The organism is Blautia sp. Marseille-P3201T (assembly GCF_900120295.1).
Classification (GTDB): Bacteria; Bacillota; Clostridia; order Lachnospirales; family Lachnospiraceae; genus Blautia.
Genome location: NZ_LT635470.1, coordinates 870,917 through 882,858, shown reverse-complemented (window position 1 = coordinate 882,858; position 11,942 = coordinate 870,917). Strand labels below are relative to the sequence as shown.

Here is an 11,942-nt window from a genome sequence, read left to right as displayed (position 1 = left end):
AGGTATTCGTTTATGTAAGGCGAAAATCAGAGAGTTACAAAGGAGCGAAAAGAATGGAGAAAAAGACATTTGTTACAAAGGAACAGCTTGAAGAAATTATAAAAATATACCCAACTCCATTTCATCTTTATGATGAAAAAGGAATTCGAGAAAATGCAAAAGCCATGAAAGAAGCTTTTTCATGGAACAAAGGATTTAAAGAATATTTTGCGGTAAAAGCAAATGCCAATCCATTTTTAATTAACCTTTTAAGAGAATATGGTTTTGGCTGTGATTGTTCTTCTTACACGGAATTGATGTTGTCAGAAGCCATTGGCTGTGTGGGAGAGGACATTATGTTTTCTTCTAATGACACACCGGCAGAGGATTTTCAATATGCAGCTCAATTAGGAGCTACAATTAATTTGGATGATATTACTCATATTGAGTTTTTAGAAAAAGCAATTGGAAAAATACCTGAAAGAATTAGTTGTCGTTTTAATCCCGGCGGGGTTTTTGAAGTGTGTAATGGAATTATGGATAATCCTGGTGATGCAAAATATGGGATGACGGAGGAGCAAATTTTTGAGGCTTTTCGTATTTTGAAAGAAAAGGGTGCTAAAGAATTCGGAATTCACGCTTTTTTAGCAAGCAATACAGTTACCAATGAATATTATCCAATGTTGGCAAAACAGCTTTTTGAATTGGCTGTGAAACTTCAGAAAGAAACAGGGGCAAAAATATATTTTATTAATCTTTCAGGCGGTATCGGTGTTCCTTATACACCAGATGAGGAACCGAATGATATTCGAATTATAGGTGAAGGTGTACATCGTGTGTTTGATGAAGTTTTAGTTCCGGCAGGCATGGGTGATGTTGCTATTTATTCCGAATTGGGACGATTTATGATGGGACCTTATGGCTGTCTTGTTACAAAGGCAATTCATGAGAAACATACATATAAAGACTACATTGGTTTAGATGCCTGCGCAGTAAATCTTATGCGTCCTGCTATGTATGGAGCGTATCATCATATTACGGTAATGGGAAAAGAAGACCTGCCATTGGACCATAAATACGATGTAACTGGTTCTTTGTGTGAAAATAATGATAAATTTGCCGTGGATAGAATGCTTCCTGAAATTCAAAAAGGGGATATTCTGGTGATTCATGATACAGGTGCACATGGGTTTGCCATGGGGTACAATTATAATGGAAAATTAAAGTCAGCAGAATTGCTTTTAAAGGAAGATGGAAGTGTTCAGCTGATACGTCGTGCAGAAAAACCGGCAGATTACTTTGCTACGTTTGATTGCTTTGATTTTTATGAGAAATTAGTAGAAAATCAAAAAAAATAGGATAAAAATAGGGAATTGTAGGTTTTTTACATTATTTTCAAAAAAAGCTTGCAATTCTCTTTTTTTTGTGATAACATATTTTATGTTCCGTAAGGAAATGCCGGCGTGTCGGAATGGCAGACGAGGCAGACTCAAAATCTGTTGTGGGCAACCACGTGCGGGTTCAAGTCCCGCTGCCGGCATGAAAAAAGCACCGATGGTTTCGGTGCTTTTTTGGTATATGCTCAAAAATAGTTGGAGGGAACTTATGGAAAGTAGAATAAGAAAAGTAAAGAGATTTGCTGTGGTGGGAATAGCTGCGTTATCCGTGTGGATGATGCCAGTACCAGCAAAAGCAGCAGAAAGAGAAACAAAAATTCATTTTATATCATTAAATAATTCCACAGATGCTATTTTGCTGGAAAGCAATGGACATTATGGTTTAGTGGATTCAGGTGAGGATTGGGATTATCCGGATGGAACAGATAATAGATATCCTTTAAGGGATGACATTACAAGAGGTATTGGATATGAACAGCAGGTTATTCATTATTTGAAAAATCAAGGGGTAGAAAAATTAGAATTCTATATAGCAACGCATTCTCACAGTGATCATATAGGAAGTGGGAATGAAATTTTAGATGCTTTTCCAACAGATAGATTATACATTAACCAATATGACGACTCTTATATTATAAAAGAAAATGACTCGCATTTATGGGATAATCAGTATGTGTACGATGATATTATAGAAGCGGCTAAGAGAAACGGGACAGAGATTATTAAAGATTTAGATTTAGAAGAGAATGCGGAGTATCGCTCTTTTACTTTGGGTGATATGTCCATAGATTTATTAAACCTTGAGCGCAGAAGGGATGAAAATGGACAGATAATTCCTGTTGTAGATGAAAATGAAAATTGCATTGTGACAAAGGTTACGGCGTTCGGGAGAACGGCACTTTTAACGGCGGATGTAAATCCCGCAGAGGGAGATACAGGTAAAATTGCAAATCAGCTAATTGAGGAATTGGGAGATTTGCCACAGTATCAGCCAGAAGAGAGTATAGAGATTGAGTTAGAAAAAGAGTATATAGATAAAAATTATAGGGCGGTAAATGGAACCGCTCTGGATCTTCCTGAAAATCGTGTGATAAAAGATACAGGAGTCTTGAAAGAGATTGATGAATCACAGATAAATACCGGGAAAAGAATTAGCATTGATTTAATGAAAATGGCTCATCATTCCATTGATTACAATAATACTACATATTTCTTGACTTCTTTAAATCCTAAAGAGGTAGTAATAACAGGATATGAACATTCTTTTAGTGAGAGAGAAAGAGACTGTCTTCCGAATGCAAAGGTATATGCCACAGTTACAAATTCGGCAGCAGTAGTTGCAGAATTTCATGAGTCAGGTGTTAAAACGCAGTATACAAAAATGTCACCGGAATGGATGGAAATTGGTGATAGTCAGTATTATTTTGATGAGAATGGAAGAACTTTTACAGATCAAAGTGTACATGAGATTGAAGGAAAAGTATATTGTTTTGATAAAAAAGGGGCGGTTGAAAAAGAAAATCGATGGGTAAAAGTTGATGGGAAGTGGAAATATTGGCTTACAAGTAAAGAGTTTCAGAAAAATAGCTGGCTAAATCTGTACGGGGCAACTTATTATTTAGATGAAGAAGGGAATGCGGCTACTGATTGGAAACAAATCGACGGAAAATGGTATTATTTTAATGAAGATGCGGCCATGGTAACGAATACTTGGATAGGCGATTACTATGTAGATGAAACTGGTGTATGGAGACCTGAAGTATTAAAAGATCAGTGGATGTTATCAGGGGATAGATGGTGGTATCGCCATAGTGATGGAAGTTATACAACATCCAATTGGGAGAGAATAAATGGTAAGTGGTATTACTTCGATGCGTCAGGCTGGATGCTAACAGGATGGCAGAAGGTAGGAGGGGACTGGTATTATTTGTATAGTGATGGAGCTATGGCAGAAAATACTTGGATAGGAAACTACTATGTAGATGCATCTGGTAGATGGAAACCAGAAATGCAAAAAGAAAAATGGATATTATCGGGAAATAGATGGTGGTATCGTCATAGCGATGGAAGTTATACAACATCCAATTGGGAGAGAATAAATGGTAAGTGGTATTACTTTGATGCGTCAGGCTGGATGCTAACAGGATGGCAGAAGGTAGGAGGGGACTGGTATTATTTGTATAGTGATGGAGCTATGGCAGAAAATACTTGGATAGGAAACTACTATGTAGATGCATCTGGTAGATGGAAACCAGAAATGCAAAAAGAAAAATGGATATTATCGGGAAATAGATGGTGGTATCGTCATAGCGATGGAAGTTATACAACATCCAATTGGGAGAGAATAAATGGTAAGTGGTATTACTTCGATGCGTCAGGCTGGATGCTAACAGGATGGCAGAAGGTAGGAGGGGACTGGTATTACCTGTATAGCGATGGAGCTATGGCATCTGATGTATGGGTAGGAAATTATTATTTAAAATCGGATGGAAGTATGGCTGTGTCGGAATGGGTTCAGAATGGTAAATATTATGTAGATGAAAATGGACTCTGGGTAGCCTAGAATAGAATTTATAAAAAATAAAAGATGTGGCATCAAATGGTTTTAATTATGTTTGATGCTACATCTTTTATTATTTTATAGGAAATTGCGCCTTATGAAATAATAAATGCTCCGCAAGGATGCGCAGCTTGCGGAAATGAAATTATCTTGTGGACCGCGCACGGAGATTGTGCTATTGTACAATTTTTTTTGGTGTGTAGATTATTTTCTTAACTGTTCAAGGAATTCATAAGGAATTTTTAAATTGCCTTTTCCACATCCTAAATCAATATGGGGCTTGTTACTTCCATGAAAATCACTGCCGCCGGATTGTTTTAATCCGTAACGTTTTGCCAGTTGTTTCGTGAATAATTCATCAGAAGGAGTATAAGAAACGTATAAAGTTTCTATGCCGTCTAAACCATTTTTTGATAATTCGTTGACTAAACTTTCCAATCTAGCTTTTGATAGTTTTGTGAGGATGGGATGGGCAAAAATCGCTTTTCCTCCACCCTCATGAATAAGCTGAATTGCCTGAAAAGGAGTGACCTTTTCTCTGGGGACATAACATTTGGCGTGATTTCCCAAGTAGCGGTCAAAAGCTTCTTTCATGGACCCTACATATTTATGATCAAGAAGAAAACGTGCAAAATGAGCGCGAGTCCAGACGCTGTCCGGAAAATCTGCTTCCATGAGTTGGGGTGTTATGCAGATGCCTTCGTTCTGAAGAAGCGACATCATTTTTTTATTACGCAATTCTCTTGAAGTCTGGAATTCAGAAAGGGTTTTTTGAAAATATATATTTTTCCAGTCAATATCCAGACCCACAATATGAACATCGGTGGAATTCCATGTAGTAGACAGTTCGATACCGGGAATAATTTCTAAAGCAGTTCCTGAAGCTGCTTCAAATGCTTCTTCTAAGCCGGCTGTTGTATCATGGTCAGTAAGGGCAAAAGCAGCTAGATTTTTGCTGAGTGCATAGTGAACTAATTCGGATGGTGAAAGAGTACCATCTGAAACAGTGGAATGGACATGCAGATCAATATATTTTTTCATAAGAAACTCCTTTCGGTGTAATGAAAATAGTACGGGAAATTTGCCGCAATGTGATCCTTGCGGGGCGTTTTTGCTTTATAGGACGAGATTTCCCATGAAACAAAAAAAGGAATACTGTATAGTATCCCTTTAAAAAGCAGTTCGTACGGGAATCGAACCCGTGTTTCCGCCGTGAGAGGGCGGCGTCTTAACCGCTTGACCAACGAACCGTACTTACACATCATACCGTATAAAGTAATAAATGTCAATACTATTTTTAGAAAAAATAAAAGAAAAAGAAATACTATTGACATCAGAACTTATGTTCGATAAAATAAAGGAAGAGAAAAAGCATTTGAAAATATCTTAAAAATGCGATATGATACATAAGACTTTGCGTTAAAATAAAACAAGAGAGGGAAAATGTATGGAATGGGAATTTACATTTTTAGATATGCTGCAGAACATTCAAAATCCGTTACTTACAAAGATTATGGCTTTTATTACCATGCTGGGTGAAGCTGGATGGTTTTGGATTGTATTAGGAATTGTTTTGTTGTGTACAAAGAAATATCGAAAATGCGGAGTAGCAGTTCTCTTTGCATTGATTTTAGATCTTATATTGGCAAATATAATTTTAAAGCCATTAGTAGCTAGACCAAGACCATGTTGGATTCGTGAGGATATCGAGCTTTTGGTTCGGGTACCTAAAGATTATTCATTTCCTTCCGGACATACTATGGCATCCTTTGCTTCGGCGGGAGCATTACTATTCACAGAAAAAAGATTTGGTATAGGAGCCTGTGTACTGGCAGTACTTATGGGAATTTCACGATTGTATTTTTATGTGCATTTTCCAACAGATGTTTTAGCAGGTGCTGTTTTAGGAATTTTATGCGGAATTGCCGGTGTTTATTTGATGAAATGTATGCAGAAAACAAAGCTGGGAAGGTTTTATTCTGCTGGGAAATAGTATAATCGATGAGAGCAAGTTTATTTAAGAGAGGTTTGTAAAAATGGCAAAGAAAAATACGTATGATGCCAGTAGCATTACGGTACTGGAAGGTCTGGAGGCAGTTCGAAAGCGTCCGGGTATGTATATAGGAAGTGTTTCACGAAAGGGATTAAATCATCTTATATATGAAATTGTGGACAATGCAGTAGATGAACATTTAGCAGGATACTGTAATAATATTAGAGTTACTCTGGAAAAGGATGGCTCTGCTACGATTGAGGATGATGGAAGAGGGATACCGGTAGGAATGCATGAAAAGGGGATGTCAGCGGAACGTCTCGTTTTTACTACTTTACATGCCGGTGGAAAGTTTGATGATTCTGTATATAAAACAAGTGGAGGACTTCATGGTGTAGGATCTTCGGTAGTGAATGCGTTATCAGCGTTTTTGGATATAAAAATCAGTACAGGCGGATATGTTCATCATGATCATTATGAAAGAGGTGTTCCAACTATTCCCTTGGAAGAGGGACTTTTACCAAAGTTAGGACGTACCAGAACAACGGGAACTTGTATTAATTTCTTGCCAGATGATGAAATTTTTGAAAAAACCAGATTTTCTTCTACAGAAGTAAAAAGTCGTTTGCATGAAACTGCTTATTTAAATCCGGAATTGACAATTCTCTTCCAGGATAAAAGAGGTGCAGAACCAGAAGAAGTTGTTTTTCATGAACCGGATGGTATTGTAGGATTTATTAAAGATTTAAATAAAAAAAGTGAGTGTATTCATGAACCTGTTTATTTTAAAGGGGAAAGTGATGGGATTACTGTAGAGGTAGCATTTCAGTATGTAAATGAGTTTAGAGAAAATGTACTGGGATTTTGTAATAATATTTATAATTCAGAAGGTGGAACACATCTTACAGGATTTAAAACTACATTTACATCAGTTATGAATACTTATGCCAGAGAACTTGGTATTTTAAAAGAAAAAGATAATAATTTTACCGGTGCAGATGTACGTAATGGTATGACTGCTGTAGTATCAATTAAGCATCCGGCGCCTAGATTTGAAGGGCAGACAAAGACAAAGCTGGATAACCAGGATGCATCAAAGGCAACAGGTAAAGTTACAGGTGAGGAAATTGTACTTTATTTTGACAGAAATTTAGATGTATTGAAGAGTGTTCTTGCCTGTGCAGAAAAATCAGCAAAAATACGTAAAACAGAAGAAAAGGCAAAAACAAATCTACTGACAAAGCAAAAATATTCCTTTGACTCCAATGGAAAGCTGTCCAATTGTGAAAAAAGAGATCCTTCTTTATGTGAGATTTTTATTGTGGAAGGGGATTCTGCGGGAGGAAGTGCTAAAAGTGCCAGAGACAGAAGTTTTCAGGCAATTCTTCCAATCAGGGGAAAGATTTTAAATGTGGAGAAAGCTACGATTGATAAGGTTCTTGCCAATGCAGAAATTAAGACGATGATTAACGCATTTGGCTGTGGATTTTCAGAAGGTTATGGAAATGATTTTGATATTACAAAACTTCGTTATAATAAAATTATTATTATGGCAGATGCAGATGTAGATGGGGCGCATATTTCTACTTTGCTTCTTACTTTGTTTTATCGTTTTATGCCCGAATTAATTTATGAGGGACATGTATATATTGCAATGCCTCCTTTGTACAAAGCCATGCCTGCGAAAGGTAAGGAAGAATATCTTTATGATGATAAGGCATTGGAAAAATACAGAAAAACCCATAAAGGTTCATTTACTTTACAAAGATATAAAGGTTTAGGAGAAATGGATGCTCAGCAGCTTTGGGAAACCACATTAAATCCTGAAACCAGAATGCTTCGCCTGGTGGAAATCGAAGATGCAAGAATGGCATCAGAAGTAACGGAAATTCTTATGGGTACAGAAGTGCCGCCAAGAAAAGCATTTATTTATGAGCATGCAAGGGATGCCCAGTTAGATATATAGGAGGTTTAGGATGGCTAATCTACAGGAAAATATTATTAGAACCGAGTATTCGGAGATTATGCAGAAATCATATATTGATTATGCTATGAGCGTTATTATTGCCAGAGCGCTTCCTGATGTACGTGACGGATTAAAGCCGGTACAGAGAAGAACGCTGTATGATATGTATGAACTGGGAATTCGATATGATAGACCTTATCGAAAATGTGCCCGTATTGTAGGAGATACTATGGGTAAATATCATCCCCATGGTGACAGTTCTATATATGAAGCGCTTGTAGTAATGGCGCAGGAATTTAAAAAGGGACTTCCTCTTGTTGATGGTCATGGGAATTTTGGCTCTATTGAGGGGGATGGGGCGGCTGCTATGAGATATACAGAGGCTCGCCTTCAGAAAATTACACAGGAAGTTTATTTAAGTGATATGGATAAACATGTGGTAGATTTCCTGCCTAATTTTGACGAAACAGAAAGAGAACCGGAAGTTTTACCGGTGAAAATCCCAAATCTTCTTGTAAATGGTGCAGACGGAATTGCCGTAGGTATGGCAACCAGCATCCCTCCTCATAATCTGGGGGAGGTTATTGATGCGGTGATTGCATATATGAAAAACAATGATATTACGGTCAGAGAATTGATGGAATATATTAAAGGTCCTGATTTTCCTACAGGTGGTATTGTTGTTAATAAAGACGATTTACTTTCCATCTATGAAACAGGAACAGGAAAAATTAAACTTCGTGGAAAAGTAGAAGTTGAAAAAGGAAAAAATGGAAAATCGTTATTGGTAATTACAGAAATTCCGTATACTATGATAGGGGCTAATATTGGCAAGTTTTTAAATGATGTAGCAGCTTTAAGTGAAAGCAAAAAAACAACAGATATTGTAGATATTGCAAATCAGTCCTCAAAAGAGGGAATTCGTATTGTTATTGAGTTGAAAAAGGGCGCTGATGTAGAAAATCTAAAAAATATGCTTTATAAAAAAACACGTCTGGAAGATACTTTTGGCGTAAACATGCTGGCAGTAGCTGATGGTAAACCGGAGACATTAAGCTTAAAGCAGATTATTGAGCATCATGTGGACTTTCAGTTTGATATTGCCACAAGAAAATATACCAGTTTGTTGGCGAAAGAACGAGAAAACCAGGAAGTGCAGGAAGGTCTTATAAAAGCCTGTGATGTAATTGACTTGATTATTGAAATTTTAAGAGGAAGTAAAAATAAAGAACAGGTAAAAAAATGTCTTATTTATGGTGAGACAGAGGGTATTCATTTTAAAACAAAAACAAGTGAACGTCAGGCGAAAAAGTTTCATTTTACAGAGCGTCAGGCGACAGCAATCTTGGAGATGCGTCTTTACAAACTGATTGGATTGGAAATTGAAACCTTAATGGCAGAGCACGAAGAAACTATGAAAAAAATTGCTTCATACGAAGATATTTTGAATAACTATTCATCTATGGCTAAAGTTATTATTAAGGAATTGCAGAAAGTAAAAAAAGAATATGGCAGAATGCGGCGCACCGTGGTGGAAAATGCTGCAGAAGCTGTTTACGAAGAAAAGAAAATCGAAGAAATGGAAGTGGTATTTTTAATGGACCGCTTCGGCTATGCAAGAACCGTGGATAAATCTACGTATGAAAGAAATAAAGAAACAGCAGACAGCGAGAATAAATATGTATTTAGCTGTATGAATACAGGTAAAGTTTGTCTGTTTACAGATGCAGGACGAATGCATACTATTAAAGTGCAGGAACTTCCTTTTGGTAAATTCAGAGACAAAGGTATACCGGTAGATAACGTGAGCAACTATGACAGTGCAGTAGAACAGATTGCTTTTGTAAACAGCATGGCTGACATTATCAGTTCGACCTTGTGTTTTGTTACGGCAAAGGGCATGGTGAAACTGGTAGAAGGAAAAGAATTTGATGTGGCAAAAAGAACGATTGCATCTACAAAACTAATGGAAGAAGACAGTATTGTTATGGTTCAGAATGCGGAACCTATGGAACATTTGGTTTTGCAGACAAAAGAAGGATATTTCCTGAAGTTTTTGAAGGCGGAAATTCCATATAAAAAGAAAACGGCTCTTGGAGTGCGAGGAATAAAAATGAATGAAAGCGATTGCATAGAGCATGCTTATATGTTAGAAAACCGTACAGAATATACGATTTCTTATAAAGAAAAGAATATGGTATTAAATAAATTGAAACTTGGAAAGAGAGATACAAAAGGAACGAAAACACGAGTTTAAGACGAGAAAAGAGGTAGATAGTTGAATAGGAAAGGAAAAGCAATAGCCTTTTTTCTGATAACCTTTTTATTTTTGATTTCATCAGGATGTGTGCTAAAACCTGATAGTGAAAGTGTGAAAGAAGAGAAATTGCCGGAAAGGAAAATTGAAACTTCGGAAGAAGCACTTTTTTATGGATATCAGAGTTTGTCGAAGGAAGAACAGCAGATTTACAGACAAATTGCAGAAGGTTTAGAAAAACAAGAGTCGGAGATTAGAATAACGCCAATTGAAGAGGATAGACTGACCTCTGTTTTTAATATGGTTATGATTGATCATCCTGAGTATTTTTGGACAGAAGGGGAGTTTCAATATACTACCATAGAAGATTTGACTGAAGATACAAAAATGGCCATTCAATTAATGCCGGTATATTCTATAGAGAAAAAGCAAATAAACGAGTTGAAATTACAAATAGAACATCAGGCAGAAGAATGGATTTCTCAGATTGATGGTTCTTTAGATATATACGAGAAAATAAAAAGCGTATATGAGCTTTTAATTCGAGAAGTAGAATATGATGAAACCAGTTCTTATAATCAAACAATACAGAGTGTGTTTTTGGAAAAAAGAACAGTTTGTATGGGATATGCAAAAGCAACGCAGTATCTATTGAATAAAATGGGAATTTTTTGTACGTTGGTCACAGGAACTATTTTGGAAGAACCGAATTCCAGTCATGCGTGGAATTTAGTTCAAATTGGGGACAGTTATTATTATGTAGATACTACATGGGGCTCTCCTGGTTATAATGGGAAAGATGAGCGTGAGGCTTGGATTTCTTATAGCTATTTATGCTGCAGCGACAGGGTTTTGAACGCTACACATAGAGCAAATGAAGATTTACAGTTACCGCCTTGTTCTGATGAAAGCTATAATTATTATCGGAAAAAAGGATGTTTTTATGAGGAGTATGACAGGGATTATATTCGAGATATCCTGAAAAAAGATATTGAAAACAAAAATGAAAAGACAGAACTTTGCTTTCAAGAACAAGAGGAGTATAGACGGGCTGTGGAAGATATTGTAGAAGGCAATTTGATACAGGAAGCTATTCAAGAGATTACTACACTTTCACCGGGAGAACAAATTTCCTGGCAAATTTCTTATGGAGGAAAGGACAATTTGCTGGTAATCTTGTGGAATTGAAAAAAGAACTTGCAAGTTTACGGGAATAGTGTTATCCTAATAAAGAACTAGAATAGTTATCAGAGCATAAGAGTGGGCCGGTGGTCCACTCTTATCGTTTGTATATCTAAGGGATATAGGGAGAAGGTGAGAACATGAGCAAAAAAGAAATTTATGAACAGAAAGCAGAGGCATTGCTGGAGCCTATCGTAGCAGAATATCATTTTGAACTGGTAGATGTGGAATATGTGAAAGAAGGAAGTAATTTTTATTTGAGAGCTTATATTGATAAGCCGGAGGGGATTACCGTAGATGATTGTGAAGTTGTCAGCAGAGCATTTTCCCAGAAACTGGACGAGGAAGACTTTATTGAGGAAGCTTATATTATGGAAGTAAGCTCTCCCGGACTTGGAAGACCTTTAAAGAAAGAGAAGGACTACAAAAGAAGCATGGGAAAAGAACTGGAAATCAGGACCTATCGTGCAATCAATAAAGAGAAGGAATTTTACGGCGTTTTAAAGAAATATGATGAAAGTAGTGTGACGATTGATTGTGAAGGAGAAGAAATGACTTTTCAGAAATCAGACATCGCGCTTATTCGTTTGGCATTTGATTTTTAATTT

8 protein-coding genes and 2 tRNA genes are annotated in these 11,942 nt (G+C 36.7%); 8 read left to right on the top strand and 2 right to left on the bottom strand.

The window, feature by feature from the left end:
- Positions 1-53 precede the first annotated feature (53 nt).
- The 3 genes from BQ7352_RS12745 to BQ7352_RS12735 all read left to right on the top strand — a co-directional run bounded on the left by BQ7352_RS12745 (position 54) and on the right by BQ7352_RS12735 (position 3,939).
- Complete coding sequence (locus BQ7352_RS12745; RefSeq protein ID WP_072449561.1) at positions 54-1,337, top strand: diaminopimelate decarboxylase; 1,284 nt, start codon at positions 54-56, stop codon at positions 1,335-1,337.
- Positions 1,338-1,436: 99 nt separating this feature from the next.
- A tRNA-Leu gene (locus BQ7352_RS12740) sits at positions 1,437-1,519 on the top strand.
- 65 nt (positions 1,520-1,584) lie between these two features.
- Entirely contained in the window at positions 1,585-3,939 is a 2,355-nt protein-coding gene (locus BQ7352_RS12735; RefSeq protein WP_083429905.1) for an MBL fold metallo-hydrolase, read from the top strand.
- A 201-nt stretch (positions 3,940-4,140) separates the two neighbouring features.
- On the opposite strand, the gene BQ7352_RS12720 is transcribed toward BQ7352_RS12735, so the two are convergent.
- A complete protein-coding gene (locus BQ7352_RS12720; RefSeq protein ID WP_072449560.1) occupies positions 4,141-4,977 on the bottom strand; it encodes a PHP domain-containing protein in 837 nt (278 codons plus the stop codon).
- 137 nt (positions 4,978-5,114) lie between these two features.
- Positions 5,115-5,186 (bottom strand) — tRNA-Glu (locus BQ7352_RS12715).
- A gap of 197 nt (positions 5,187-5,383) precedes the next feature.
- Here BQ7352_RS12715 and BQ7352_RS12710 point away from each other — a divergent pair.
- The 5 genes from BQ7352_RS12710 (at position 5,384) to rimP (ending at position 11,939) form a co-directional block, all read left to right on the top strand.
- Positions 5,384-5,929: a phosphatase PAP2 family protein gene (locus BQ7352_RS12710; protein WP_072449559.1), complete on the top strand. Its 546-nt coding sequence runs from the start codon at positions 5,384-5,386 to the stop codon at positions 5,927-5,929.
- A 43-nt stretch (positions 5,930-5,972) separates the two neighbouring features.
- A complete protein-coding gene (locus BQ7352_RS12705) occupies positions 5,973-7,895 on the top strand; it encodes a DNA gyrase/topoisomerase IV subunit B (protein WP_072449558.1) in 1,923 nt (640 codons plus the stop codon).
- A gap of 10 nt (positions 7,896-7,905) precedes the next feature.
- Complete coding sequence (locus BQ7352_RS12700) at positions 7,906-10,152, top strand: DNA gyrase/topoisomerase IV subunit A (RefSeq protein WP_072449557.1); 2,247 nt, start codon at positions 7,906-7,908, stop codon at positions 10,150-10,152.
- Positions 10,153-10,173: 21 nt separating this feature from the next.
- Positions 10,174-11,340: a transglutaminase domain-containing protein gene (locus BQ7352_RS12695; protein WP_143143400.1), complete on the top strand. Its 1,167-nt coding sequence runs from the start codon at positions 10,174-10,176 to the stop codon at positions 11,338-11,340.
- 134 nt (positions 11,341-11,474) lie between these two features.
- Positions 11,475-11,939, top strand: coding sequence for a ribosome maturation factor RimP (rimP, locus tag BQ7352_RS12690; RefSeq protein ID WP_072449556.1), 465 nt, complete (start codon positions 11,475-11,477; stop codon positions 11,937-11,939).
- The last annotated feature ends 3 nt before the right edge of the window (positions 11,940-11,942 follow it).

What these genes read in the sequence shown, in the direction of transcription:
- BQ7352_RS12745 (WP_072449561.1), top strand. Translation starts at nt 54, where the DNA reads ATGGAGAAAAAGACATTTGTTACAAAGGAACAGCTTGAAGAAATTATA.
- BQ7352_RS12735 (WP_083429905.1), top strand. Translation starts at nt 1,585, where the DNA reads ATGGAAAGTAGAATAAGAAAAGTAAAGAGATTTGCTGTGGTGGGAATA.
- BQ7352_RS12720 (WP_072449560.1), bottom strand. Translation starts at nt 4,977, where the DNA reads ATGAAAAAATATATTGATCTGCATGTCCATTCCACTGTTTCAGATGGT.
- BQ7352_RS12710 (WP_072449559.1), top strand. Translation starts at nt 5,384, where the DNA reads ATGGAATGGGAATTTACATTTTTAGATATGCTGCAGAACATTCAAAAT.
- BQ7352_RS12705 (WP_072449558.1), top strand. Translation starts at nt 5,973, where the DNA reads ATGGCAAAGAAAAATACGTATGATGCCAGTAGCATTACGGTACTGGAA.
- BQ7352_RS12700 (WP_072449557.1), top strand. Translation starts at nt 7,906, where the DNA reads ATGGCTAATCTACAGGAAAATATTATTAGAACCGAGTATTCGGAGATT.
- rimP (WP_072449556.1), top strand. Translation starts at nt 11,475, where the DNA reads ATGAGCAAAAAAGAAATTTATGAACAGAAAGCAGAGGCATTGCTGGAG.